Here is a 26,118-nt window from a genome sequence, read left to right as displayed (position 1 = left end):
ATGCTGGTACGAGACCTGGAGCGGGCGCTGTTCGACCGCTTTCCCGCACAGGATGCCGAATCCTGGGACCATGTGGGGCTTTCGGTCGGCGACCCCGAGGCTGCCGTCACGGGAGTCGCGGTGGCCCTCGACGCGACCGAGCGAAACGTGCGCGCAGCCGCCGACAGGGGAGCCAACGTGCTGCTTACGCACCATCCCGTCTACATCAAGGCGCCGGATGCCTTCACGCCCGCAGACGCGATGCGCCCCTCGAGCTCTGCGGCGATCTACACGGCGGCGCGGCTCGGCGTGAGCATCCTGTCGTTCCACACGAACCTCGACCGCTCGCATGAGGTGCGCGAGCTGCTGCCCTCCCTCGTGGGGATGCAGGCCGCCTCCTCTCTTGAGTATCCCGGCGACCCGACCGCACGCGGGCTGGGATCGATCTGCACGTGCGCTCCGCGCACCCTAGGCGAGCTCGCCGCCGCCTGCGCCGGCGCATTCGGCGGGGCGCCGCGCGTATGGGGCGACCCCGACGTCGCGGTGGAGCGCGTCGCCTTCCTCGGCGGATCTCTCGGCTCGTTCGGAGAGGACGCCATGAGATGGGATGCCCAGGCTATCGTGTGCGGCGAGGGCGGCTACCATGTCTGCCAGGACCTCGCCATTCGCGGCTGCGGCGTGATCCTGCTCGGCCACGACCGCTCCGAGGACCCGTTTGCCGCTATCTTGATGAACGCTGCGATCTCTGCTGGTGTAGACGACGCGGTACTGCATAGAATAGGTCTTCCGCATCAATGGTGGACCGTATCGACAAAAGAACAGGAGCGCTCATGAGCGTCGGATCAACCCTTCTCAAGCTTCAGGAACTCGACCTTTCCCTCGAGCGCGACCGCAAGGCGCTCGCCGAGATGCCTGAGATCGCCGAGCTCGCCAAGAAGCGCCGCGCCTACCAGAAGCTCAAGGCGGACGCGACGAAGCTCTATGCGCAGCGCAAGGATCTCGAGACCTATCTCAAGGAACTCGACGACCAGGAGATGGACGCCAACGACGACATCCGCATCGCGCAGCGCAACGTCGACTCCTCCGATTACCGATCCGTCCAGCAGCTCGAACTCGAGCTCTCGGACCTCGCCAAGAAGCTCGAGCGCATCGCCTTCGACCGCAAGGACTACGAGGCCAAGCTCGCCGAGCTCAAGAAGAAGGAGGACTACCTCGCCGAGTACACGGCGAAGTTCGAGGCATCCGTGATCGCCGACACCAAGCGCGCACGCGAGAAGGCGGGATCCCTCAAGGACGCCATCGACGCCTCCGAGCACCAGCGCGCCTCGCTGCTGAACACGCTCGACGCCGGGACCCGTTCCTCCTACGAGGCTGCCGCGAAGCGCTTCCGCGGCCTGGGCGTCGAGCGTCTCGAGGGAAACGTTCCGACCGTCTGCCGCATGACGCTGCAGGCATCGTCCCTGGACGCGCTCAAGCATGCAGGCGATGTCGCCGAGTGCCCCTACTGCCACCGCATCCTCATCCTGAGCGAAGACGGTGAGGAGTGATGGCCGAAGCGGCAGCCCAGCCCTGCGTCCTGCTCTGCGTGACGGGATGCATCGCGGCGTATAAATCCTGCGAGATCACCCGACAGCTGCAGAAGCGCGGCATGCGCGTGAAGGTCCTCATGACCGAGCACGCCACGAAGTTCGTGGGACCCACGACGTTTCGCGCCCTCACGCACGAGAAGGTCGCCGTCGGCCTGTTCGACGACCCCGAGGACCCCATCCATCACATCTCGCTCGCCCAGGAGACCGACCTCGTGCTCGTGGCACCCGCGACGGCCAACATCATCGCCAAGATGGCACATGGCATCGCCGACGACCTTATGTCCACGACGCTGCTCGCCACCCGCGCACCCATCGTCGTGGCGCCTGCCATGAACGTCGGGATGTGGGAGGCAAGCGCCACGCAGGAGAACGTGGAGGTGCTCCGTCGGCGCGGTGTGCACGTCATAGCTCCGGACTCCGGATATCTCGCCTGCGGCGATGTCGGGGGAGGCCGCCTGCCCGAGCCTTCGCACATAGCCGATATGGTGGAAGCCGTCCTCGGGGCACACGGCCCCCTGGCGGGCAAGCGTGTGCTCATCACGGCAGGCGGCACCCATGAGGCGATCGATCCGGTGCGCTATATCGGCAACCGCTCGAGCGGCAAGATGGGTGTGGCCCTGGCGCGCGCCGCGGTGAATCTGGGTGCTGAGGTGACCCTGGTGCTCGGCCCCGCAACTGCCGCCGTTCCGGCGTCGGTTCCCACCGTGCGCGTAGAGAGCGCCGCGCAGATGCTCGAGGCGGCCCGGTGCGCCTTCGAGGATGCCGATATCGCGATCTGCGCTGCAGCTGTCGCCGACTACACCCCGGTCCATCCCGCCGACCACAAGCTCAAGAAGGCATACGAACGGCTCGACGTCGTCGAGCTGACCGAGACGGAAGACATCCTCGCCACGCTTGCGGCGAACAAGGGGGAGCGCATCGTTATCGGCTTTGCCGCGGAGACGGACAACGTCGTCGCCTATGCCCAAGACAAGCTCGCCCGCAAGGACTGCGACGCAATCGTCGCCAACGACGTCAGCCGTGCGGACTCAGGCTTCGGCACCGACACGAACAAAGCCTGGTGGATCACAAGGGGAACGATCGAGGAGCTGCCTTGCATGAGCAAAGACGACCTCGCTCGGAAGATCCTGCTCAACGCATGCGGTTTGGACGCCTGATTTGAAGGGTTTCTTAGCATGAAATCGGGTATAGTGCCGGAATCCTCGGCACTATACCCTAATATTTGTATATAGTATTTATTTGTTTGTATTTTACTCTATTACATCAACAGAAATCGGACTTATGGGTACATCATACTGAGCCAGCCCAGCATACCGTCTTCTCAATAACTTATTACGTATACACCAGTATGTTGTACATTGTTCCAATACAGGTCTACTTGGCGTACGCTCAAATATGTACCCAAAAGTCCTTTTTTCTTTTCCTGCCGGCGCCTTAGCGACATCCTCGCACCGATTCTCGGCTCGTTCTGCACGAAATACCCAAAAGCAAGCCCATCTGATGTCGATATGACTCCAAATAGCTCGTGATGGCCACGCCCTTGCACGAACAAGCCGCGCAATATCCTCATCGTTGTTGCGCTACGACTCACCCCTAAGCAGTGCTAGATTCAAAGAGAGTCCACCAACCCGCTGCGATATGTCCTTCCGATCCCGGCAGGAGCACCATCACAACTGCGCGGTACCGTTTGCCGAATTCCCCATCCCGTTCATTCTCTATTTCCTGCATCCATTCGGCCGTCTTATGGCGCCCGCCACGCGCCATGGGATACTAATCGACATACATGCCGGATGCGGGATGGCCGGCAGGGGAGCCAGGAAAGGAATCGCAAATGCTGCATTTGAACGGCGCATGGCGCAACCAAACAACGGGCCTGATCGTACGCGGCGCGCTCGCGCTCGGCATCGCGACGACAGCGCTGGGCGCCATGGCGGCGCCGGCACGCGCGCTCGACACAGACGACCTCGGCTACGCGAAAGCCCACGAGGCGTACAACTTCACCTCCGAAAACTCGACCATCCGCCTTCAGACGGCATCCGAGGTCCTGCCCGACACGTTCGACCTGCGCGACCGCGGCGTGGTGACGCCGGTCAAGCTCCAGAACCCCTGGGGCACCTGCTGGGGATTCGCCGCCATCGCCGCCTCCGAGACGAGCCTGCTCTCCGAGCTGGGAACCACCTATGCGGACACCGGCCTCGACTTCTCCGAGCGCCACCTTGCCTACTTCATGGCCACCCATCTACCGGATGATGACGCGACAGATGAGAGCTACGATGGCCAGGGTGGGGAGGGCGGATACAACGCGCTGACCGAGACCGACGACGTTCCCAACCCGGAGTTTGCCGAGCAGACCCTGGGATACTCGCTTGAGAACGCGGTTTACAACTACGGTGGCTACGTCGCCTATGCGACCTCGCTATTCTCCAGTGGCATCGGGCCCGTCGAAGAATGGATGGCTCCCTACAGGAACGACGAGGGCATCGTCTATGATGACATGTTCTGGTCGCCGGCAGGCACCTGGACGCTTGACGAAGCCCTGCGCGCAGGATCGTCCGCCGCTCTCGAGGAGTCGTTCATCCTGCCCTCGCCCGCAACGTTCGACGAGAACGACGCCTATATGTACGACGAGAACGCGACGGCCGCCATCAAAGAGCAGATCTTTGAAGGACGCGCCGTCTCGATCTCGTTCTGCGCCGACGCGTCCAAGCCCGGCGAGGTCTCCGAGGACGCCTACATCAACACCGAAACGTGGGCGCACTACACCTACCACCCGGCCATGACAAACCACGCCGTGACCATCGTGGGCTGGGACGACGGCTATTCCAAGGAGAACTTCAATGCCGAGCACCAGCCGCCGGCAGACGGCGCCTGGATCGTGAAGAATAGCTGGGGTGCCGAAAGCAACGAGTTCCCCAACAAATCCAACTTCGGCGACGACGGCTATTTCTATCTGTCCTACTACGACCAGAGCATCTCAGTTATCGAGGCGTTCGACTACGATGTGGATGGCCGGGAGACCGACAAGAACGGCACCTACATCGTCAACCAATACGACTACATGCCAACGAATATATCCCTCAATGATATGTACGAGGATATCGCCCACACGGCAAACGTTTTCACGGCGGAGGACGGCCAAAGGCTCACAAGCCTGTCCTGCGAGACGGCGCAACCTGGCACGACGGTGACCTACGAGGTCTACCGCTTGGCCGACGGCGCCACCGATCCGACGGACGGCGAGCTGCTCACCCGCTTCGAGGCGAGCTACGAGTACGGCGGCTACCATCTGGAGATGATCCCTGCTCAGGACCGTGGGAAGATGGGCTTCGCCAAAGGTGACCGCTTCTCGGTGGTCGTTACGATGCGGCTTGCCGACGACACGTATGGCATCCTGTTCCAGGGCTCGCCGGGCAGACAGCTTCGCGACCTCGAGCTTAACGAGCTGCGCATCGTCGAGGATCAGACGCACGCCATCAAAGACCAGGTTATCGAGACCATGCGCTCCGAATACCTCGAGACGCATCCGGAGGCGACGGATGCTGAGGTCTCCGAGTACCTGGCTTCTCAGGAGCAGGCCATCGCCGATAACGTCGAATCGGTCATCCAGACGCAGGTGCCCATCTTCTTCCGCTCGGTCGTCAACGAAGGCGAAAGCTACCTGTACACCGACGGTGCATGGTCCGACCTGGTCGATAAGCTCGCAAGCGACTACCTTCCGATGAGCGACGCGCTCGCCTACGACAACTTCTCGATCAAGGCCTACGCCGACCCATTAGACCACATCTTCACAGACGTGCCCGCTGACGAGTGGTACAGCGCCTGTGTCGAGCGCGCTGCGGACCTCGGACTCATGGGCGGCTATGGGGATGGCACGTTCGGCCCGAACGACACGCTCGCCCGCGAGCAGGCGGCACAGGTCATGTGGAACCTTCTGGGCGAAGACGACACGGACGCGGCCGCAACTGCGCATGTCGACGTCGACCAGGGCGCCTGGTACGCCGACGCGGTCAACTGGGCGGTGGCCAACGATGTCATGGAGGGATACAGCGCATCCGACACGTTCGGCGTGGGCGACGCGCTCACGCGCGAGCAGTTCTGCTCGGTGCTCGCCAAGGCCGTGGGCGCCGACCTCGACGCCCAGTCGACCGAGAGCCTCAACGAGTTCCCCGATGCCGACGGAATCTCCGCATGGGCGCGCACAGCCGTGGCCTGGGCGGTCGACAACGGCGTCATCGACGGGGTGGAGACTGAGGGGGGTCGCGAACTCCAGGCGGCCCGCGAGATGACCCGCGCCGAGATGGCCAAGGTGATGGTCGCCGCCGTCAACGCAGGCATCTTCGCCGAAGGGTAACGTTCCTATCGGGGAGGCGGGGCCTGCGCGCCGTCAAGGCGCCCGGATACCCGCCTTCCCGACATGCCGTAAACTGGCGTATTACTCTGTAAAATGATTTCGCAAAAGAAAAGGCCAGAGTGAAAACCCTGGCCTTGAAGCTTCTGGTCGGGACGACTGGATTCGAACCAGCGACCCCTTGACCCCCAGTCAAGTGCGCTACCAAGCTGCGCCACGTCCCGAAGCAATGCGCTGTCTCGCTGACAGCAAAGAGTACTTTACTCACTTCTTCGGTTCAATGCAAGTACCTTTTTCAAAAAAGTTTTGATCTAGAGGATATGACCGTTTGCAGCCTATACCGAAGCCCCTTCGGAACTCTCGCGAGACCGCGTCCCATCATGCAGGGAAAAGACCGCAAACCCGTGGGTCTATGAGCCTTTTGCATGTTCTTCTGTTAGACAAAGGCGGTTCGGGTATCATTCCTCTAGTTGAGTGCAGGAGTACCATGACGGGGGAGAGACGTGAGCCTCAAGAAAAAGATCAAGAAGGAGCTCATCGGAACATCCGACTACCCTTCGAATAAGATCTTCACGATCTCCAACTTCATCACCTTCACGCGCCTGGTCCTCACCTTCGTTTTCCTGTACCTGTTCATCACGAACGAGAACCGCTACATCGCCCTCATCATCTATGCCATCGCCGCCTCGACCGACTGGCTGGACGGGCAGATCGCCCGCATGACCAAGACGGTCAGCTGGCTCGGCAAGATGATGGACCCCGTGGTCGACCGCGCCTTGCTGTTCACGGGCGTCTTGGGCCTTGTTGGCAGGGGAGAGCTTCCCATCTGGGTCTGCATCCTCATCATCGGGCGCGACGTGTACCTCGCGGGCGGAAACCTCATCGTCCACCGCTACCATCGTCGCCCCATCGACGTGGTCTACACCGGCAAGATCGCAACCGCGCTGCTCATGAGCGGTTTTTCCCTCATGTTGCTCGGCCTGCCCGTAGTCGAGGGACCTCAACTGTTCGATGCGTCGGTCAGCGCGCTCCCCGGTCTGAATGGACAGCCCGTGCCGCTCGGCATCTTCTTCGTCTACGCCGGCTGCGTGTTCTCGCTGATAACCGCCGTCCTGTACACCATCAAGGGCGCGTTCGCGATCAGGCACGCGCTGCAGCACCCCGAGGAAGAGGACATCGATTTCCTGAACCCCGAGATTGATGACTCCGATGAACCGTATGGCGCTGAGGTCGCGCACGGCTCCGGTGGGGTAGAATAGGAAAAGTATTGACCGTTTACTCGATGACGTAGGGAGAAACTATGTCTGATATGATGCGCACTCCGTTTGGTCTCGACCAATCCGGAGATTCGACCTGCGTCTTCCGTATGCCTGTCGATGATGCGACCGTGCCCGACCTCATGAAGAACGTGCAGGCCAACACGCCGGTTCTCACGATCATCAAGGGGCCTCAGACGGGCAACACCTTCGAGCTCGAGGGTGCAGAGACCACCATCGGTCGCGACCCGTCCAACGGCATCTTCCTGAACGACATGACCGTATCGCGCGCCCACGCCAAGATCATCCGCAATGCCGCCGGCGTCCTGATCGAGGACCTCGGTTCGCTCAACGGCACTTGGGTCGATGGTGCCATCGTCAACTCCGCGCCGCTTCATGACGGCTCCTCGGTTCAGATCGGCACGTTCACGCTGATCTACCATGAAAGCCAGACGGAGCGCATCGAAACCGGTGAGTAGCGGTGGCTGAGCGCAGTTACCTCAGCATCGGCCAGGTCGTCAACTATCTTCGTGGCGCGTATCCCGACCTTTCGAATTCCAAGATTCGCTTCTTGGAGGACGAGGGGCTCATCACGCCGCACCGTACACCCAAGGGCTATCGCCAGTACTCCAAAGAGGATGTCGACCGTCTGGAGGTCATCTTGCATCTCCAGAAGACCCGCTACATGCCGCTGAACGTCATCAAGCAGAAGCTGGACAGCGCCACCGACCTCTCGACGCTTGCCTATGAGGTCGGCCTGCTGTCCGATCTTCCCATGAAGTCGGAGCCTCGTGAGACCCAGCAGAAGCTCCACCCGATCGAGGACATCCCCGACCTCCTCGGAGTCGAGATCTCCTTCATCCGGGCGCTTGCCGACAACGACCTGATCCGACTCATCCGCAGCCCGCAGAACCGCGAGCTCGTCGACGGTCGCGACTTCAAGATCATCCGCCTGTGCTCCGAGCTCAACAGGTTCCATATCGAGCCGCGCAACCTTCGCCAGTACGTGGTGTCCGCTAACCGCGAGTCCTCGATGTTCGAGCAGGTGCTCATCAGCATGATCAGCTCGGACGACTCCGACGACGAGCGCAACAAGAAGCTCGAGCGAGCGTTCAACAAGCTGCACGACCTGACCGACGGCGTGCACACCGCGCTGCTCAAGAACCGCGTGTTCGAGTCGCTGAACGCTGTGGTCGAGGACGCAGACCTCGACTCCATCGACGACGAGATCACGCGCGCAGAAGCCGCCAAGCAGGCCGAATCGGTCTCGACGCAGGCGAGCTCCACGGGCGTCAAGCCGCTGCCTCAGCAGCGCACCACGAGAAAGCCCCGAGCATAAAGCCCGTTTTTGGCCCCGAAGACCATCGCGTCCTCGGGGCCTGCTTTTTAGCCCTCATACCCCGCAAAAGTCAGATAGCTCATCAGAAACACCTTCGACGCGAAGGCCGCGGCAGCGCTGCGCACCAGCAGCGACTCGCGCGTCACGAGGGACGCCGTATCCCTGCGCATGCCGTCTTGACGTGAAAACGCGCTATCCACCGCGTTGTTGATCTCCGCGGACACGTAGTCGAACGCGACATCGATCGGATAGGTGACCTTCTGGATGCGGAACAGGCGAGCGATGGCATCGATCGGCAGAAACTGCTTGAAGATGCAGATCGTAAGCAGGCGGGCGATCTGCTCGCGCCCGTACAGCTTTTTGACCGGGGCGGGAACGAGCCGCTGCTTCACATAGTTGTTGACCATAGAAGGCGTGAGCCAGGGACCGTCGGAACAGCCCGAGAGGGGGGCGAGCACCTGCTCGATGTACTCGATGACCTGGTCGCGATACAACTCGACGTTGGGAAGCTCATCGTAGCGGGGCATATGGAAATGCTTTGCAGCGCATGCGACGTCAGACGTCAAAAACGCATCGGGGAGAACCGTCGGCGACACATCCTGCTGCGTGATGCGCTCACACGAGTCTAACATGGGAATGATCGTGACGTGCTGCTCCATAGAGCGCCCCCAATCTTGCTGTTTTCTAGAAGTATAGCGACTCACATGGTCTTTACGACCAAACAACCTAGTTTTCAAAACTATTAGGAGGGGAGTGCCCTATACTGGAGGGGCAGGAGCTATCGAAAGGATGTCTCATGACTTGGGCGATCGTCGCTGACTCGAGTTGCAACCTCAGGGGCTGGAAGCCATCGGCTCCTGATACCACGTTCACGTCCGTTCCGCTGACCATCCATGTCGGCGGAGAGGAGTTCGTCGATGACGAACAGCTCGATGTATCCGAACTCAACCGCAAGGTTGCCGAATCCAACGAGTCGTCATCCAGTTCCTGCCCAAGCGTCGGTGTGTGGGCCGAAGAGTTCCGCCGTGCCGACAATGTCATCGCCATCACGATCTCGGCAAACCTTTCCGGCAGCTACGAGGCGGCCTCGACGGCGCGCAACATCGTGCTCGACGAGTACACGCGCGAGCATGCGGGCATCATCTCGGGCAAGAACATCTACATCCTCAACTCGCGTGCCACCGGCGGCAAGATGGAGCTCATCGTCGATCTGCTCGATCGGTACCTGAGCCATCACACGCCGACATTCGAGGAGGTCGTCGAGTATCTCGAGCGCCTTGATGCGTACTCAACCGTGCTCTTTTCGCTGTCAAGCTACGACAACCTCGTCAAAAGCGGCCGCATGCCGCGTCTCGCGGGATCGATTGCAAGCAAGCTCAACATACGCATGCTCGGGACCGCGAGCGCCGAGGGCACGATCAAGATCGTAGGTCCGACACGCGGCGAGAAGAAGACGTACCGCAAGACCGTCGAGTGCATGGCGCAAGACGGCTTCCACGGCGGTCTGGTCTACATCGATCACGTGGACAACGAGCGCGCCGCGCTCGAGCTGAAGAACGCAATCCAGGAGTCTTGGCCCCAGGCTGAGGTCAAGATTCTTCCGTGCGGCGGGCTGTGCTCGTATTACGCAGAGGAATCCGGTCTGATCATCGGCTACGAGTGGGCATAAGCCCATGCAATGGTAGGCACCGCGCATCCGAAGGGGGATACACGGTGCCTCTTTCAGTTCCTATCTACTTGACATAACATGTATTATCAGAAGTTCATACCGAACAAGGGGAGTCGGGCGCGGAAAAGCCCTGCAGCCTGGCCAACCATGCGTCGAGTCCGCACAGTCATCAGGCCGCAGAAACCAACCAGACCATCACGGCGCCGGGTGAACCTAACCCCGAAGCTCCCGAACGTACGCATAGGCCGCCGACCCGGCGATGGCTCCATCTGCCGCCGCGGTCACGACCTGACGAAGCTTCTTCGAGCGCATATCGCCGGCACAGTACAACCCGGGCGTCTTGGTCGCCATGGTCTCATCGGTGACGACACCGCCGTCTTGCGCGATCTCGACCATAGGACGCACCAGATCGACTACCGGGTCGTTTCCCGCGAACACGAAGATGCCGACCGAGCCCTCGGGATACTCTTCGACATAGGTCTCACCCGACACGTTGTCCCTGAACGCGATTCGGGAGATCAGGTGCCCGCCTTCGACGGAATCTATCGAAGTCGAATACTTAACGGAAACGTTGTCGCAGGCCAACAGCTTGTCGACCCGTCCCTGAGGCGCGCGGAACTCGTCACGGCGCAGGACCATCACGACCTCGTCCGCGATATGCGCGAGATACAGGCCCTCCTCGCACGCGGAATTGCCGCCACCGACAACGAACACCTTCTTGTTACGGTAGAACATGCCGTCGCACGTTGCGCAGTATGAGACTCCGCGACCGCGGAACGTATCCTCACCCGTGAACCCGGCGGTACGCGGGACCGCCCCGGTGGCCATAATCAGAACCGGTGCGGCATACGTCTCGGAATCGGTCTTGACGGTGAAGATGCCGTCCTCGCTGCGATCCACGGCGAGCACCATCGCATAGGCGACTTCGACACCCGCCGACTCCGCATGGTCGAGCATCTTCTGCCCGAGCTCAGCGCCAGTGATGTTCGGGATGCCCGGATAGTTGTCGACGATATCCGTCGTCGCGATCTGCCCGCCCGGCATACCCTGCTCGATCACGAGCACCTGCAGGCTAGCGCGCGCGGCATAGAGTCCCGCAGCGCTTCCCGCAGGGCCTCCGCCGATGACGATGGCATCAAATTCACGAGCAGAATCCATGAAATCCTCCTTCAACGGTCACTCGGTCTCCTCATACCCCAAGTTTTTATGTACAAACATGATACAAGGTATTGTCTATCAACCATACCGGCAGCAAACGTGGTCGCATCCGCCTGCACAGCGTACAATAGGACGGAGTTCGCAAAGGAGGCTGCATGTCATCGCAACATATATCCGATACACCAAACGCAGCCCCGACCCCTTCCGACGCTCAGATCGCCATGGCGGCATCCCCCGCCAAGCCCGTGATCACCATCATGCACGCCTCGGTCGGCTCGGGACACCGGGCGGCCGCGCATGCGGTCGCGCAGGCCATCGAGCGCATGCGCGGCACGGACGGCATCCCCGATGACGTCCTCGTCGATGTTATCGACATCCTCGACTTCGGCCGTATCAAGTTTGACGGTAACAAGACCGCCGCCGCATTCACGGGAGCGACGCGCCCCATCTACGATATCACCTGGCGCTACACCCTGACCGGACGCCTCCTGTGGGGCGGCGGCACCGGATGGTCGCGCGTCATGTTCCCTGCCTTCAATGAATATGTTCTCGACAAGCGACCGCTCGCGATCATCGCGACGCATATCACCGCGGCGAACGTCGCCGTCGGCGCCCGCATGATCACCGGTGTGGAATACCCAATCGTCTGCATTCCCACCGATTATGAGATCGAGGGCTGGTGGCCCCACAAGGAGACCGATCTGTTCTGCGTGGCCACCGAGTTCATGGCTGAAACCCTGCGTCCCCGCAAAGTCGAGGAATCCCGCATCGCCATCACAGGCATCCCCGTGCGCGGCGGTTTCGATATAGATTCCGACCCCGTTGAGGACCGCGAGAAGTTTGGATTGCCCAAAGACAAGAAGATCGTCTTGGTCATGGCGGGAGCGAGCCTGCCGCAGCCCTACGTTCGCTTCCGCGCATCCATGGAGCAGACGCTCCCCTTCCTGCGCAGCTTCGAAGACATGCACTTCGTCTTTCTGCCCGGCCGCGACACCGAATACTCCAATCGTCTCAAAACGATCTTTTCGGCCATGGGGCTCGAGAACGTGACCGTCATGGACTACGTCGAGGACATGGCGACGCTGATGCACACGTCCGACCTCGCCATTCTCAAGTCGGGCGGTCTCGCTGTCACCGAATGCCTCTGTGCGCACCTGCCGATGCTGCTCCTCGGGAAATCATACGGCCAGGAGAAGGCGAACACGACCATGCTCACCGGCTTTGGCGCCTGCATGCACGTGACTACGGCACGAGAGCTCATCACGACCCTGAAGCACCTGAACGACAATCCGAGCGCGCTCAGGGCGCTCCTCATCAACGCAGACGCGCTCTGCCATCCCCATGCGGCCGAAGACATCGTGCGCGAGACGATGAAGCTCGTCGGAAAGCCCAAGCGCCGCGAGCGCCATTTCGCCGAATTCTACATCGGAGACAAACCCGCCCACATCCGTTAGCGTTCATTAGCCTTCACCGGGTAACAAAAAAACGGACGCACGCATGCGTCCGTTTCCAAACCAAGTCGAGGCCCATCTAGTGAGAGCCGCTCGACCCGAACCCGCCTGCACCGCGATCGGTCTCATCGAGCTCGTCGACCTCAACAAGATGAACGACGGGAACCTGCTGGATAACCAGCTGCGCGATGCGCTCACCGCGCTCGATGCGAATCGTCTCACGGGGATCGAGATTCACCGCGATAACCTTGATCTCGCCACGATAATGGGCATCGATGAGGCCTGGGGTGTTCGCGATCGAGAGGCCGCGCTTGAGCGCCATGCCACTTCGAGGCTGAACGAAACCGGCGTAGCCGTCAGGAAGCGCGATCGCGATACCCGTGGAGATGAGCACGCGCTCATGAGGCGGGATCTCGACGCTCTCGTTCGCGCGAAGATCCAAGCCCGCATCGCCCTCATATGCATATGTGGGAAGCTCGACCTCGGGGTCAAGTCGCTTGATTGAAACGTTTAGCTCTGCCATGTCATCACCTAATTTTATCTAGCTCTTCAATGAACTCGTCAACGTCCTGGAAGTCGCGGTACACCGACGCGAATCTGATGTAGGCGACCTTGTCGATCTTCTGCAGGCGCTTGAGAACCATGTCGCCGAGCTCGTGAGAGCTGACAGCGGTCAGGGTGCGGCCGCGAAGCTCGCGCTCGATGTCATCGATGATGCCGTTGAGCGCCGAAAGATCGATATCTCGTTTGGAGGTCGCACGCATGAGGCCGACCAGCAGCTTGTTGCGATCAAAAGGTTGAATCGATCCGTCGCTCTTGAGCACCTCGATGGGATCTTCGCACCGTTCGAACGTGGTGAACCGATATCCGCATTTCCGACATTCGCGGCGACGCTTGATGGCGTTCGTGGCCTCTTGGGTACGAGAATCGACTACACGGGTATCGTCAAAGCCGCACTTTGGGCAACGCATGCGACCTCCTCCGTCTCCAAACTGACGATACGAACAAGTCTACCACGGACAAACGGGACACATCGAATCCCCAGTCGCAGGCGCATCGCCGGCCAGAAGACCTCCCGGAAAACAGCAAGGGGGCCATGAAGGCCCCCTTGCGATCATTATGCGGGAACAACCAACGTCGTGCCCGGAGTCAGCGAGCTTGTGGAAAGGTCGTTCCATTCACGCAGGACCGATACGGTGTCTTGGGTACTCAGCCCCTCGATAGCGTGCTCGGAAGCGATGCTCCACAGCGTGTCCCCGGAACCAACGACGAGCTCGGCGCGCTGCTGGGACGCAAGGCCCGTATCGTAGGCGCGCTGTCCGGCGATGAGCGTGCCGAACAGGCAGGCGACCATGATGGCGGCCAGCGCGAAAACGATCATCAGGGTCTTCGGGGCCAGTGCGGAGGCAACGGCGCACTCCTGAGCCTGGTCGCGCGAATCATAGGTGCGCTTATAGCCATCGACAACGGAAAAGCCGGCACGGGGCGTATCAAGGACCAAGGCAAGGTTTCCGTCGGTGTACATACTGGTGCTCATCGATATCTCCTCTCGTCTGACTGACGATAGTAGGTATACCTTCTCGCGCGGACATATTTTGCTGGCGCAAGAACGAGTGTTCGTATATTATTATGTTCGAACAGTTGTTCTTGTCAAGAAAAATGGGAACATTTGTTTGGGTTTTGATTGGAGAGGGACATGGCACGCAAAATCACGAAGCGCCAACAGCAGATCTACGACTTCATACGCGCCTATCAGCAGGAGAAGGGTTATCCCCCCAGTGTGCGCGAGATGGCGGCGGCCGTCGGCCTGTCCTCTCCTTCCACGGTCCACGCCCATCTCTCGGCTCTCGAGGAACGCGGGCTCATTAAGCGCGACAAGACGAAGCCCCGTGCGCTCGAGGTCTTCAACCAGGACGGGTCGGCGAGCGCACTCGCCGAGGTCAAGGAGGTTCCCGACCGCGGGACCATCTCGCTTCCGCTTATCGGGCGCGTTGCGGCCGGCCTGCCCATCCTGGCCGAGCAAAACGTCGAGGACACTTTCACCCTGCCGACCGAGATAGCGACGGATTCAAGCTCCTTCATCCTTGAGGTGCACGGCAACTCCATGATCAACGTCGGCATCTACAACGGCGATTACATCGTGGTCCGCGAGCAGAAGAGCGCCATGAACGGCGAGATCGTCGTGGCGATGATCGATGGCGAGGCGACCGTCAAGACGTTCTACAAGGAGCAGGGACGGGTGCGCCTGCAGCCGGAAAACGATGCCATGGAACCCATCTACGCCACTAATCCCACCATCTTGGGCAAGGTCGTGGCGCTGATGCGTCGCTTCTAGACCGTCTGCGAAAGCACATGGGTAGCAACCAGGCAACTCAGAGAAGGCGTATCGCATTTTTCGATATGCTCAGGGGATTCACCATCATCTCGATGGTGCTGTTCCATGCGGCGTACGATGCCGCCTATATCTACGGCTTCGACATGCCCTGGTTCCAGGGCACGCTGTTCCAGGACATCTGGCGCGCCTCCATCAGCTGGGTCTTCCTTGCGCTCGCCGGCTGGATGACCTCCTGCTCGCGCAACAATCTCAAGCGAGCCGCGGTCTACGGTTCTGCCGCGCTGGTCGTATGGGCGGCAACCACGGTCGCAGCCCTCGACACGCCCGTATCGTTCGGCATCCTGTTCTGCATGGCCGCGAGCACCGCGATCTACGCTGTGCTCGATCCCCTGCTCAAGCGCCTGCACCCAGCCATATCCTGTATCTCCGCCTTCATCCTGTTCCTGCTGACCCTCGATGTCCCCCACCGTCTCTATCAGGTAGAGGGCCTCGCATGGCTCGGATTCCCGGCTGCGGGTTTCACATCGGGAGACTACTACCCCATCGTCCCGTTCACGTTCATGTACCTCGCGGGAGCCTACGCCTCGCAGCTCTTCTCGCGAATTCGCCCCGAGGGCTATCCGGCATGGATGTACGTCGATGCCGCCCCCGCGCTTTCGAGGATTGGAAAGCTGAGCCTGCCGATCTACCTCATCCATCAGCCGCTTCTCATCGTCATCTTCGAGCTTGTCTGCCGATGACGCTGCATCGACCGTCTTATTCGACGGCGTAGCGTTGCAGCCTGGCGGCTATGCGCTCGGGAACCTTCGCAACGATCCGCATGCGGTCTTCCAGGTACTCCTCGGATAGCACCTGGCCCTGCTCGCGCACGACCTTCATGAGCGACCCCTCCCGATACGGGACCTCGGCGCTGATCAGGCGGTCGGATGCCGCGGCCTCGGCAGCAAGCCTGTCAAGAAGCTGCTCAAGCCCCAGTGCGGTCCGAGCGGAGAAGAAGACCGCTTGCGGCATTCGGACGCGCAGGGTCTCGAGCTCGTGGGCGTCGAGCAGATCGGCCTTGTTGTAGACCGTAAGCGAGGGCCGCTCTCCTGCTCCGATTTCCTCCAAGACGCGATCGACGGCTTCAAGATGGCGCTCGCGATCCTCATCGGCGACATCGACCACCTTGAGGATAAGATCCGCCCCGCGCACCTCGGAAAGCGTCGATTTGAACGCCTCCACCAGCCCATGGGGGAGCTTCTGGATGAAGCCCACCGTATCGGTGATCGTGATGGAGCGACCGCCCGGGAGCACGTAGGAGCGCGTGGTGGGATCGAGCGTTGCGAACAGCTTGTCCTCCGAAAGCACCCCCGCACCCGTCAGCGTATTCAAAAGCGTCGACTTGCCGGCATTCGTATAGCCTGCAAGCGCCACGCGGAACGCATCGGACTTGACGCGATGCTTGGATTGGACCTCTCGCCGCTTCTCAAGCTCCTTGAGCTCGCGGCGCAACGCTGAGATGCGATTGCGGATCAATCGCCTGTCGACCTCAAGCTGGCTCTCGCCCTGACCGAACCTGCTTCCGATGCCGCCGCGCGTCTGCTCCTTCGCCAGATGCGACCACATGCCGCGCAGGCGCGGCAGCAGATATTGGAGCTGTGCGAGCTGGACCTGCAGCCGCCCCTCACGCGTCTTGGCGTGCAAGCCGAAGATATCGAGGATGAGCGCCGTGCGATCGATGATCTTCGTCGGCTCACCGATGGTCTTCTCCAGGTGAGACTGCTGCGCCGGAGTGAGATCGTCATCGAAGATGACGACATCGACATCGAGCCGTGAGACAAGGTCTTTGAGCTCCTGCACCTTACCCGATCCGATGAACGACTTCGGCACCGGCCGCTCGAGGCGCTGAGTCAACCTGCCCACCACCTCGGCGCCCGCCGTGCCCGCAAGCCGCTCCAGCTCGTCAAGGGAGCGTTCGACCGGCCAGGCATTCGTGCGCCACTCGACGCCAACGAGCAGCGCGCGTTCAGGTTCAATCGAGGTCGAAAGGAAGGTGAATCGAGCCAAACTCAGCCTCTCTCGTATTCTTCGATGATGCGTTGAGCGGCCTGCTCGACGCCCATCTCGTCCATATCAAGCCAAACGATGCGCCCATCGCGCCTGAACCAGGAAAGCTGGCGCTTGGCATAGCGACGTGAGCGCATCTTGATGGTATCTATCGCCTCGGACATCGTGCAACGATGCTCGAGGGCGTCGATAATCTCCTTGTACCCGATCGCCTGCCGCGAGGTCAATGCGTCCGCAGCACCGTGCGCCACGAGTTCGCGAACCTCATCGACAAGGCCTGCGCGCACCATCTGGTCCACGCGTTCGTCGATGCGGGCGTACAGCCGCTGCCGATCCATGGTCAACGCGAACTGCATGCTTTCGTACCGAGCGCGGGGGCAAGAGAATCCCGAGCTCTGATCGGCATACGACACCCCCTCGTCAAGCATCTCGAGGGCACGGATCGTCCGGCGTACGTTATGGGGATGGATCAAGGCGGCACTGCGCGGGTCGCGCTCGGAAAGCACGGCGTGGATCCCCTCATCGCCCAGCTCCGCGGCCATGGCCTGATACCGCATGCGGGACGAGCTCTCGACATCGCCGCTCGGGAAGTCCATCTCATCGAGGGCGGCTCGGACATAGAGACCCGTCCCGCCGCACAAAATGGGCGCTTTGCCGCAACCGAGCAATCGGTCTATCTCGCGGCGTGCATCGATCTGGTACAGCGCTGCCGAGTAGGCCTCGCAGGGGTCGACGATATCGACGAGCAGCAGCGGGACCCGGCGCTCGGCCACCGGCGTTTTAGCCGTACCGATATCCATGCCCCGATACACCTGCATGGCATCCGCGGAAATGACTTCCGTATCGAGCCGGACGGCAACCTCGTCGGCCACCGCGCTTTTGCCGGACGCCGTGGGACCGACTATTGCGATGACCGGTTTTACCTGCGTCTCTCCCCTGCCGTCACTCATCGCGGAGATCCGACCACCGTTCCAGACAGATACCAGGTGCGCGCTCGATCGACGTCGACGTCGACGATCTTGCCGATAAGCTCGTCCACCGTGTACCCCTCGGGAATCGGAGCGTGAACCGTCTGATTCTTGGGGCTCTTGCCCAGAAGCCTGGTCGCATCCTTTTTCGAGGTGCCCTCGACGAGCATGGGCACAACCGTATGGAGATCGTGCTGGTTGTAGGCGTACGCGCCGTCCTCGATGACCTTCACGAGACGGTTGAAGCGCTCGAGGATGACATCGCGCGGCGTGGGGTCCTCGATGGTCGCCGCCGGCGTGCCCGCTCGCTTAGAGTAGATGAACGTGAACGCATGCGCGTATCCCACCTGCTCCGCCAACGACAGCGTCTGCTCGAAGTCCTCCTCGGTCTCACCCGGGAAACCGACGATGATATCCGTGGAAAGCGCGATGTCGGGTATCCGCTCCCGAACCTGGTCGATGAGCGCGAGGTACTGCTCACGGGTATAGCGGCGGTTCATCAACTTGAGGATGCGGGAGGAACCGGACTGGACCGCCAGATGCAGCTGCGGCATCACCGCGGGAACCTCCGCCATGGCATCGATGGTCTCGGGCAGAAGGTCTTTCGGATGGGACGACGTGAAGAAGATGCGCTCGATACCGGTATCGCCCACCGCGCGCAGCAGCTCCGCAAAACGAGGAGTCCCGAACAGGTCTCGCCCATAGGAGTTCACGTTCTGACCGAGCAGCGTGATCTCGCGCACGCCGATGCGGACGAGCCCCGTGACCTCGTCGACAATCTTCTCGAACGAGCGGCTCTTCTCGCGTCCGCGAACATAGGGGACGATGCAGTAGCTGCAGAAGTTGTTGCAGCCCGTCATGATGGGAACCCAGGCGCGATAGTTCTCAGCGCGGTGCCACGGCATGTCCGTCGCGGCGCCGGAGTCCTTCTCTTCGCAGCGGATGTGGTGGCCGCCCTCAACAAACGCCTGCTCAAGCAGTTCTGCGACATGGGCGATGGACGCCGTGCCGAAGATGACGTCCACGTTATCGAGATTCGTCAACAAGCCGGCACCGTCGCGCTGCGCGATGCAGCCGCCGACCGCGATCACGCGCTTGCCGCCCGGAGGCGCGGGAAGGCTCTTGCAGGAAGAGCACTGACCGTACAGACGGGTGTCTGCCGCCTCGCGCACGCAGCACGTCATGAAGATGACGATGTCCGCCTCGGCGGGCTCAGCCACCTCAAGGCAACCGCACGAATCCAGAAGACCGCTCACGCGCTCCGAATCGTGCATATTCATTTGGCAGCCGAACGTACGGATGAAATAGGTTTTACCGGAAAGAACAGAGGATTGCATACCCTACCCGACTCGAAGATTGTCGTCTGTGAAATCGAAGGTGTCGCCCGCCTGCGCGGAAAGCCGATGCACGTACACCGAGAGCCTGATCGCCGTACGGGATTCACCGTTGATAAGGATATCGGAGAACACCGGAGCGCACGAGATGTCGAACCCGGTGGGAATCAGAAAACCACGAGCGATCGCGATGGCCTTGATCGCCTGGTTCACCGCGCCAGCTCCGACGCATTGCATATTGACGGGCACGCCGTCTTTTACCATACCGGCAATGGCGCCGGCAACCGACGCGGGCGACGACTTGCTCGATACCTTCAGGAACTCCATGCTACATTTCTCCTGCGTGTAGTGCATAATTAAGGCATTATGAAGACTTTATCGTATCGGACCCCCTGATACAAGCGCAAGAGCGGCTATTCCTCCTTGCCGATATCGAACGTGATGGTGATGCGGTCGCGCGTCACCCGGATCTTGGGGTCGTTGACGAGATTCAAATAGTACCGGGACGCGAGCTCGTTGAAATCGCGCTCGACCGCTCGAGAGAACTGGCTCAGGTCCTCGTGGGCGATCTTGAGCCCACGTCTGTCACGCGCCAGATCGACGGGCCCCGCCTGCTTCGGCGCCGCCTTGGTCCGCTCGCGAAGCAGGCGCGCGGAGACGCTGCGGACAGGCTTGATGGTGCCCGCGAGGATGCGGTGCGCCGTGCGCTCGGACACATCGATGCCGATCCCCTTGGCAACGCGCATGAAGTCGGAGGCATCTCCTGCATTCCCCAGACGATCGATGACGGGAAGCTGGTTGGCGTCATCGACGAACAGCAGCGTCGAGGCATCGAGCGAAGAAGAGGCATGGGAGAACAGCGTCGCCGCGATCTCGGCCGGAGAACCGAGGAAGACGTCGCAGCCGTGCAGCTCGCTCAAGGCGAACTCGCATGCCGAGCGAATGATGTTGTGCGGCCCGCGCGTGCAGCTGAAAACCCCCGCGTCATCCTTCTCCGCTAAGGGCCATGTCGACTGGTCGGCGCGCTCGGAGAGCTTATCGGTGTCGACGACCACGCGAATCGCCGAGCCCTTGCCGGGAGCGGAGGTGACGACGTGCGCGGACTCGGCGTTCTGGCGAATGGAGAACAACGCCATGCCGCGCCCGTGGACGCCCCACTGGTCCATCTTCATCGTCTCGAGCTTCGAGGTCACGCGTGCGTCGAAGATGCGCTCATGCATGTCGGACGGAATGCCGGAGCCGTTATCAAGAAAGAGGAGCGTGCGGACACGCTCCTCTTTAGCTGTGGCGACATAGATTTTCGTGGCACCGGCATCGCGCGCGTTGCGAAGCATCTCGATGACGATGTCCTCGACATGCTGGATGTCGTGCTTGGCCTGACGACGCTCAGCCTCGGAGACGCGAAGCTTCACGAAACCCTCGCCGAGATTCTCCTCGACGCGCAGGTTCCCCTCACCGGACATGGAGGCGATAAACGAAATGAGCTCGTTCGCGTCAGACATGGGCGCTACTTGGCGATATCGACGGCGCGGCTCTCGCGGATAACGACGACGCGGACCTGGCCGGGATACTCCATCTCGTCCTCGATCTGATGCGCGATATCATGCGCGAGCACCGTTGCCTGGGCATCGGAGATCTTGTCGGGCTGAACCATGACGTGCACCTCGCGACCGGCCTGCATGGCATAGGTGCGCTCGACGCCGGCATGGGAGTTGGCGATCTCCTCGAGCTTCTCGAGGCGCTTGATGTAGCTTTCAGCGGATTCGCGACGGGCGCCGGGACGGGACGCCGAGATGGCGTCGCCGGCCTGAACAAGGACCGCGAGCACCGAGTTGGGGTCGACATCGCCGTGATGGGCCTCGATGGCGTGCACGATCGCGGGCTTCTCGCCATAGCGGCGGGCGAGATCCGCGCCGATGACCGCATGCGGGCCCTCGACCTCGTGATCGATCGCCTTGCCCAGATCGTGCAGGAGGCCGGCGCGCTTGGCGGCGCGCACGTCGACGCCGAGCTCGGAAGCCATGATGCCGCAGAGCTCGGAGACCTCGATGGAATGCTGCAGCACGTTCTGGCCGAACGAGGTGCGGTAGCGCAGCGCGCCGAGCGTCTTCACGAGCTCGGGGTGCAGATCGTGGATGCCGGTATCGAACGCGGCCTGCTCACCCGCATCACGCACGCGCTGCTGGACGAGATCGGAGGTCTTGCGATACATCTCCTCGATGCGCGCAGGGTGAATGCGGCCGTCTGCAATCAGGTTCTCGAGCGCGACGCGCGCCGTCTCGCGACGGACCGGGTCGAAGCTCGACAGCACGACCGTCTCGGGCGTGTCGTCGATCACAAGGTTGACGCCGGACACCTGCTCGAACGTGCGGATGTTGCGACCCTCGCGACCGATGATGCGACCCTTGAGGTCGTCGGAGGGAATATGCACCGAGGTGACCGTGACCTCGGCGGTGTGATCTGCGGCGCAGCGCTGGATGGCCAGGGAGATGATCTCCTGGGCGGTCTTGTGGCACTCGGCGCGGACCTGCTGCTCGGAGTCGCGGATGATGGCCGCCGCCTCATGGGTCACTTCGCCGCGTACCTTGTCGAGCAGCTCGCGATGGGCGTCCTCGCGGGTGAGCTCCGAGATGCGCTCGAGCTCCGTAGTCTGCTTGGCGACCAGCTGATCGAGCTCACGGGAACGCTTCTCAATCTGGCCCGCCTGGCTCGACAGCTGGTGCTCGCGCTTGTCGAGCGCGTCGTTGCGGCGATCGAGGGATTCCTCGCGCTGCATGACGCGGTTCTCGAGGGCACGAAGCTCGCGCTTGCGCTGCTTCTCCTCGGCCTCGGCCGCCTGCTTGTTCTGAATGATCTCTTCCTTGGCCTCGAGCAGGGCCTCTTTCTTCATCGTTTCCGCAGTACGCTTGGCATCGCCGATCAAGCGCTCCGCCTCCGCGTGAGCCGACTCGATCTTCGAATCGGCCTCTCGCAGGCTTCCGCTCTTGGCGCTGCGCATGGCGATTGCGGCAACGGCAGCCCCGATGAGGAGGCATACAATGCCGATCGCTACTTCCATGCTCAGTTCTCCTTAATCATTACGCATTCTTCAACAGACAAAGCACCGCCCGTGCTGTCACACGGACGGCGAGACATTTGCTAGGGATGAGTCACCCAGTATGAAAGTCGACATTGACAGTACAAATATCAATCTCATCTATGATGAGCGCATATCACATAACAAATGACTTTTTTATCCTACGTTCACTCAGTCGCGATGTCAAACAAGCAGGCGGCGTATGGAAAGGATACATATGTGAGCGGCGGAGGTCACAATACGGCAACGGTCACACGTCGGCTAGGGAAGCATCGATCGATTGCTTTCGCATCGGGCGCCCGCCACGGGGGCGGCCGATGCGAAATGAAAAGATCAATGGTTCCCAAGACGGTCACGAACGGCGTCGGAGGCGATACCGTATGAGAACCCGCGTGTCACGAGGAATCTCACGAGCTTCTCGAACGCCCGCTCGGAAGGAACGGTTTTGCGCTCAAGGGCCGCACGCGCACGGGCGAGGTCGTCCTCCTCGGAAAAGTACCGCTCGGGGTAGCCGGGAACGGCTTCGAGATCGACGCCTTTCCTCACGAGCTCGGCCTCGATGCGCCTGCGTCCCCAGCCGCGGCGCAGGCGCTCCTCGATGAAGTAGCCGGCAAAGCGGCTGTCGTCGACAAAGCGATGGCTTTGGGCGCGGGCGATGGCGGGCTCGATCTCCTCGGTCCGGAACCCGTACGACAAGAGCTTCCGTCTGAGCTCGTCGACCGCATGATCCCTTCGTGAGAGAATCTCTGTGATCATGGCGAAGCACACGCGGCCTTCGAGCGCATGGATAGCATCGAACGCATCATCGACCGGACAAGGGAAAGCGATGCCCGCCTCGTCAAGCACGCGGCCCACGCGGACGGGCACGACGATCTGGCGCTCATCACCGGAGTCGAGCGTAAGCGTGACCTCGGCCATCGGCTTTCGGCCGCACGCCTGAGCCCGGGCACGCGCCGCGGCGTCGGGAAGCCTCACCTCGAGGGCAACGGCCTCGGCGGCCGTCGCGCCCTGTTCCCCCACGGCTACTCCTCAGCGGGACCGGTCGTCAGATCGACGGCCTCCCCCACCGGCTCGTCCTCGAACTCAAGCCCGCAGGAGACGCGCACCTTGTGCTCGATCTCCTCAGCGAGGCCGGGGTTCGTGCGCAGGAACTCCTTGGCGGCTTCGCGACCCTGACCCAAGCGCTCGGTCTCATAGGTGTACCATGCGCCTGATTTGGTCACGATGCCGAAGTCGACGCCCATATCCAGGATAGAGCCTTCTTTGGAGATACCCGTACCGTACATGATGTCGAACTCAGCGGTCCTGAAGGGGGCCGCGACCTTGTTCTTGACGACTTTGCAGCGCACGCGGCTGCCCACGACCTCCTGGCCGTTCTTGATCTGGTCGATGCGGCGGATATCGATACGGACCGACGAGAAGAACTTGAGGGCGCGACCGCCGGTCGTGGTCTCGGGATTTCCGAACATGACGCCGATCTTCTCGCGCAGCTGGTTGATGAAGATGCAGGTCGTACGCGATTTGGCGAGAGAGCCGGCGAGCTTGCGCAGCGCCTGGCTCATGAGGCGCGCCTGCAGGCCAACCGAGGAGTCGCCGATCTCGCCCTCGATCTCGGCGCGGGGCACGAGCGCGGCGACCGAGTCGATGACGACGACGTCGATGGCGCCGGAGCGCACGAGCATGTCGCAGATCTCTAGGGCCTGCTCGCCGGTATCGGGCTGCGAGATGAGCACCTCGTCGATATCGACGCCGATGCGGGCGGCATAGCCGGGATCGAGCGCGTGCTCGGCGTCGATAAACGCCACGACACCGCCAGCCGCCTGCGCTTCAGCGCAGATCTCGAGCGCAAGCGTGGTCTTACCGGAAGACTCGGGTCCATAGATCTCAATGATGCGGCCGCGCGGAACTCCTCCGATACCCAATGCTGCGTCGAGAGCCAGCGCTCCGGTGGGAATCGCTTCGATCTCGAGCTCAGGACCTCCGTCGCCATAGCGCATGATGGCGCCCTTGCCGAACTTCTTCTCGATGTCGGCCTTGGTCAAGTCGATCATCTTGTCGCGTTCTTCGCCGAACGTGCGCTCGTGAATCTGGCGCGCCGGACCTGAACTCTTTGCCATGCGAATCCTCCCTAGAACGTTACCGTCTTGACTATATTCGAACAGCTGTTCGCAGTCAAGAACTGACGAGGATATCCTAGAGTACGACCCTGACGAGATGTCCCGTGTGTCCCGACGGGTCTCCGGCGCGCCCTGCACCAGGTCCGACCGGATTCCAAACCGGCAGCTATGGACCCACATCCACGTGTATTTGACTGTGGGCCTGTATGCTTCGCCGCGCGATGCATCCGCAAAAGGACATGACGGGCCACGCGTATCAAGAGCAGTCAGCTACCTGCTTTCGGCGCATTCGTCCAGACACTCGAGTATGAGCTGCAGCGCCCGTATGGCGGAGCGCATCCGGACGCCGAGACGGTCTCCCTCGAACACCTCGCGCACGGAACGGACGCCCGCATCGCTGGCGATTCCCAGATACACCGTTCCGACGGGGTTCTCCTCGGTCCCACCGGTGGGCCCGGCATAGCCCGTCAGGCTCACCGCGATGTCGGTCGAAAACAGGTTGCGCGCACCCGTCGCCATCTCGCGGGCAACCGGATGCGAGACCTCGGTGAAGCGCTCGAGCGAGTCGCTGCTCACCCCGAGGACCGCATGCTTGATCTCGTTGACGTAGGTGACGGCCCCTCCGCGCAGGATCTCGGAGGCGCCGGGGACGCCCGCGATCGACGAGCAGACCATGCCCGCGGTCAGCGACTCGGCCGAAGCGACGGTGACCCCGCGCTCCGAGCAGCGCGTAACGACCTCATGCGCCATCTCGTCGATCTGGCGCTGCAGTTCCTCATGTCCCCGCATGGACCCGCTCCTTCGCTACGAGAAGATGACCGACCGGCCGTTCCAGAAATACTGGATGCCGGAAACGACGGTGAGCACCACGGCCGCGATCATGAGCGCATCGGAGATGAGCAGAAGCCAGCTTGCGAGCGACGCGGCCAGGCCGATCGCTCCAGCCGCAGCCGACAGGGCGAACGTGAACAGATACGCGCAGATGGCCACCATAGTCACGGCGGTCTTGGCCTTACCGAGCTTGTCAGCGGCGATCACCACGCCGGCCGCGCTCGCGACCATGCGCAGCGCGCTCACCAGAAACTCGCGCACCAGGATGATGAAGACGAACCACAGGTTCACGTAGCCGATGTCCATCAGGAGCAGCAGCGCGGAGAACACGAGCAGCTTGTCCGCGATCGGATCGAGGAACTTACCGAAGTCGGTTATCTCGTGGCGCGAGCGCGCCAGGTACCCGTCGACCTTGTCGGTCAAGCTCAGGACCATATACAGGGCGAACGCCGCGAACGCGAGCCCGACGGAAACCTGTCCGGACCCGTTGTTGTACGACAGGTCGCAAAGCACCATGAACACCGGGATGAACACGATGCGCACGCAGGTCACGATATTCGCCGGGGTCCAGATGCTCGGATGCCCCTCGGGGACGGAGGTGCCAGAAGTACCCATGATTCCT

At 61.6% G+C, this 26,118-nt stretch carries 26 protein-coding genes and 1 tRNA gene; 11 read left to right on the top strand and 16 right to left on the bottom strand.

All coding sequences use genetic code 11. The features are described 5' to 3' along the window. From QVN30_RS09490 to QVN30_RS09475, 4 genes are all read left to right on the top strand, one after another. On the top strand, nucleotides 1-813 hold the full coding sequence (locus QVN30_RS09490; RefSeq protein ID WP_289836189.1) for a Nif3-like dinuclear metal center hexameric protein: 813 nt from the start codon (nucleotides 1-3) through the stop codon (nucleotides 811-813). After that, the gene (locus tag QVN30_RS09485) at nucleotides 810-1,526 is read left to right on the top strand and encodes a zinc ribbon domain-containing protein (RefSeq protein WP_289836188.1); all 717 of its coding nucleotides are present in this window, start codon (nucleotides 810-812) and stop codon (nucleotides 1,524-1,526) included. Before QVN30_RS09490 ends, QVN30_RS09485 begins: the two co-directional genes overlap by 4 nt. Next, on the top strand, nucleotides 1,526-2,725 hold the full coding sequence (gene coaBC, locus QVN30_RS09480; protein ID WP_289836187.1) for a bifunctional phosphopantothenoylcysteine decarboxylase/phosphopantothenate--cysteine ligase CoaBC: 1,200 nt from the start codon (nucleotides 1,526-1,528) through the stop codon (nucleotides 2,723-2,725). The genes QVN30_RS09485 and coaBC overlap by 1 nt, the downstream gene beginning before the upstream one ends. Before the next feature lie 674 nt (nucleotides 2,726-3,399). Next, nucleotides 3,400-5,919 carry an S-layer homology domain-containing protein gene (locus tag QVN30_RS09475; RefSeq protein WP_289836186.1) on the top strand — a complete coding sequence of 840 codons (2,520 nt, stop codon included), beginning with the start codon at nucleotides 3,400-3,402 and terminating at the stop codon, nucleotides 5,917-5,919. Between the two features lie 144 nt (nucleotides 5,920-6,063). On the opposite strand, the gene QVN30_RS09470 is transcribed toward QVN30_RS09475, so the two are convergent. Beyond that, nucleotides 6,064-6,140: transfer RNA gene (locus QVN30_RS09470), tRNA-Pro, on the bottom strand. 279 nt (nucleotides 6,141-6,419) lie between these two features. Between QVN30_RS09470 and QVN30_RS09465 the strand changes: the two genes are divergently transcribed. From QVN30_RS09465 to ftsR, 3 genes are all read left to right on the top strand, one after another. Beyond that, a complete protein-coding gene (locus QVN30_RS09465) occupies nucleotides 6,420-7,175 on the top strand; it encodes a CDP-alcohol phosphatidyltransferase family protein (RefSeq protein ID WP_087199071.1) in 756 nt (251 codons plus the stop codon). 107 nt (nucleotides 7,176-7,282) lie between these two features. Further along, complete coding sequence (locus QVN30_RS09460; RefSeq protein WP_289836185.1) at nucleotides 7,283-7,651, top strand: FHA domain-containing protein; 369 nt, start codon at nucleotides 7,283-7,285, stop codon at nucleotides 7,649-7,651. Nucleotides 7,652-7,653: 2 nt separating this feature from the next. After that, the gene (gene ftsR, locus QVN30_RS09455) at nucleotides 7,654-8,511 is read left to right on the top strand and encodes a transcriptional regulator FtsR (protein WP_435051636.1); all 858 of its coding nucleotides are present in this window, start codon (nucleotides 7,654-7,656) and stop codon (nucleotides 8,509-8,511) included. Nucleotides 8,512-8,558: 47 nt separating this feature from the next. Here ftsR and QVN30_RS09450 read toward each other — a convergent pair whose 3' ends face one another. Next, the gene (locus tag QVN30_RS09450) at nucleotides 8,559-9,170 is read right to left on the bottom strand and encodes a DUF1836 domain-containing protein (protein ID WP_289836184.1); all 612 of its coding nucleotides are present in this window, start codon (nucleotides 9,168-9,170) and stop codon (nucleotides 8,559-8,561) included. A gap of 137 nt (nucleotides 9,171-9,307) precedes the next feature. Here QVN30_RS09450 and QVN30_RS09445 point away from each other — a divergent pair, with 137 nt between their 5' ends. Next, entirely contained in the window at nucleotides 9,308-10,180 is an 873-nt protein-coding gene (locus QVN30_RS09445) for a DegV family protein (RefSeq protein ID WP_066832050.1), read from the top strand. 213 nt (nucleotides 10,181-10,393) lie between these two features. Here QVN30_RS09445 and QVN30_RS09440 read toward each other — a convergent pair whose 3' ends face one another. After that, complete coding sequence (locus QVN30_RS09440) at nucleotides 10,394-11,338, bottom strand: NAD(P)/FAD-dependent oxidoreductase (RefSeq protein ID WP_087199066.1); 945 nt, start codon at nucleotides 11,336-11,338, stop codon at nucleotides 10,394-10,396. 155 nt (nucleotides 11,339-11,493) lie between these two features. Between QVN30_RS09440 and QVN30_RS09435 the strand changes: the two genes are divergently transcribed. Further along, complete coding sequence (locus QVN30_RS09435; RefSeq protein ID WP_289836183.1) at nucleotides 11,494-12,792, top strand: MGDG synthase family glycosyltransferase; 1,299 nt, start codon at nucleotides 11,494-11,496, stop codon at nucleotides 12,790-12,792. A gap of 76 nt (nucleotides 12,793-12,868) precedes the next feature. Here the strand turns inward: QVN30_RS09435 and dut are convergent, their stop codons facing one another. The 3 genes from dut to QVN30_RS09420 form a co-directional block, all read right to left on the bottom strand. Then, nucleotides 12,869-13,312 carry a dUTP diphosphatase gene (dut, locus tag QVN30_RS09430; RefSeq protein WP_087199063.1) on the bottom strand — a complete coding sequence of 148 codons (444 nt, stop codon included), beginning with the start codon at nucleotides 13,310-13,312 and terminating at the stop codon, nucleotides 12,869-12,871. A 4-nt stretch (nucleotides 13,313-13,316) separates the two neighbouring features. Next, on the bottom strand, nucleotides 13,317-13,760 hold the full coding sequence (gene nrdR, locus QVN30_RS09425) for a transcriptional regulator NrdR (RefSeq protein ID WP_066832034.1): 444 nt from the start codon (nucleotides 13,758-13,760) through the stop codon (nucleotides 13,317-13,319). Between the two features lie 146 nt (nucleotides 13,761-13,906). Continuing rightward, nucleotides 13,907-14,326, bottom strand: a complete 420-nt coding sequence (locus QVN30_RS09420) for a LysM peptidoglycan-binding domain-containing protein (RefSeq protein ID WP_289836182.1) — start codon at nucleotides 14,324-14,326, stop codon at nucleotides 13,907-13,909. Between the two features lie 159 nt (nucleotides 14,327-14,485). On the opposite strand from QVN30_RS09420, the gene lexA reads away from it, so the two are divergent. After that, on the top strand, nucleotides 14,486-15,124 hold the full coding sequence (gene lexA, locus QVN30_RS09415; protein ID WP_066832030.1) for a transcriptional repressor LexA: 639 nt from the start codon (nucleotides 14,486-14,488) through the stop codon (nucleotides 15,122-15,124). 17 nt (nucleotides 15,125-15,141) lie between these two features. After that, the gene (locus QVN30_RS09410; protein ID WP_289836181.1) at nucleotides 15,142-15,864 is read left to right on the top strand and encodes a heparan-alpha-glucosaminide N-acetyltransferase; all 723 of its coding nucleotides are present in this window, start codon (nucleotides 15,142-15,144) and stop codon (nucleotides 15,862-15,864) included. 16 nt (nucleotides 15,865-15,880) lie between these two features. On the opposite strand, the gene hflX is transcribed toward QVN30_RS09410, so the two are convergent. The 10 genes from hflX to pgsA all read right to left on the bottom strand — a co-directional run bounded on the left by hflX (nucleotide 15,881) and on the right by pgsA (nucleotide 26,111). Next, on the bottom strand, nucleotides 15,881-17,170 hold the full coding sequence (hflX, locus tag QVN30_RS09405) for a GTPase HflX (protein ID WP_289836180.1): 1,290 nt from the start codon (nucleotides 17,168-17,170) through the stop codon (nucleotides 15,881-15,883). Nucleotides 17,171-17,172: 2 nt separating this feature from the next. Beyond that, nucleotides 17,173-18,120, bottom strand: coding sequence for a tRNA (adenosine(37)-N6)-dimethylallyltransferase MiaA (gene miaA, locus QVN30_RS09400; protein WP_087199054.1), 948 nt, complete (start codon nucleotides 18,118-18,120; stop codon nucleotides 17,173-17,175). Then, nucleotides 18,117-19,475, bottom strand: a complete 1,359-nt coding sequence (gene miaB / locus QVN30_RS09395) for a tRNA (N6-isopentenyl adenosine(37)-C2)-methylthiotransferase MiaB (protein WP_204569650.1) — start codon at nucleotides 19,473-19,475, stop codon at nucleotides 18,117-18,119. The genes miaA and miaB overlap by 4 nt, the downstream gene beginning before the upstream one ends. A 3-nt stretch (nucleotides 19,476-19,478) precedes the next feature. Continuing rightward, nucleotides 19,479-19,799 carry a stage V sporulation protein S gene (locus tag QVN30_RS09390; RefSeq protein WP_087199050.1) on the bottom strand — a complete coding sequence of 107 codons (321 nt, stop codon included), beginning with the start codon at nucleotides 19,797-19,799 and terminating at the stop codon, nucleotides 19,479-19,481. Nucleotides 19,800-19,885: 86 nt separating this feature from the next. Then, complete coding sequence (locus QVN30_RS09385; RefSeq protein ID WP_204569648.1) at nucleotides 19,886-20,974, bottom strand: ATP-binding protein; 1,089 nt, start codon at nucleotides 20,972-20,974, stop codon at nucleotides 19,886-19,888. Nucleotides 20,975-20,979: 5 nt separating this feature from the next. After that, nucleotides 20,980-22,530 (bottom strand): ribonuclease Y, encoded by a 1,551-nt coding sequence (gene rny, locus QVN30_RS09380; RefSeq protein ID WP_289836179.1) that lies wholly within the window; start codon nucleotides 22,528-22,530, stop codon nucleotides 20,980-20,982. A gap of 351 nt (nucleotides 22,531-22,881) precedes the next feature. Further along, nucleotides 22,882-23,568, bottom strand: a complete 687-nt coding sequence (locus QVN30_RS09375) for a regulatory protein RecX (protein ID WP_289836178.1) — start codon at nucleotides 23,566-23,568, stop codon at nucleotides 22,882-22,884. A gap of 2 nt (nucleotides 23,569-23,570) precedes the next feature. Continuing rightward, complete coding sequence (gene recA / locus QVN30_RS09370) at nucleotides 23,571-24,665, bottom strand: recombinase RecA (protein ID WP_066832010.1); 1,095 nt, start codon at nucleotides 24,663-24,665, stop codon at nucleotides 23,571-23,573. A gap of 270 nt (nucleotides 24,666-24,935) precedes the next feature. Continuing rightward, nucleotides 24,936-25,454: a CinA family protein gene (locus QVN30_RS09365; RefSeq protein WP_204569646.1), complete on the bottom strand. Its 519-nt coding sequence runs from the start codon at nucleotides 25,452-25,454 to the stop codon at nucleotides 24,936-24,938. Nucleotides 25,455-25,469: 15 nt separating this feature from the next. Then, the gene (gene pgsA, locus QVN30_RS09360; protein ID WP_204569644.1) at nucleotides 25,470-26,111 is read right to left on the bottom strand and encodes a CDP-diacylglycerol--glycerol-3-phosphate 3-phosphatidyltransferase; all 642 of its coding nucleotides are present in this window, start codon (nucleotides 26,109-26,111) and stop codon (nucleotides 25,470-25,472) included. Between the last annotated feature and the right edge of the window lie 7 nt (nucleotides 26,112-26,118).

This window comes from Collinsella ihumii (assembly GCF_030385545.1).
In the GTDB taxonomy this organism is placed as follows: Bacteria; Actinomycetota; Coriobacteriia; order Coriobacteriales; family Coriobacteriaceae; genus Collinsella; species Collinsella ihumii.
Note: the sequence above shows the minus strand (reverse complement) of the source record. Positions and strands in the feature narration are given on the sequence as shown.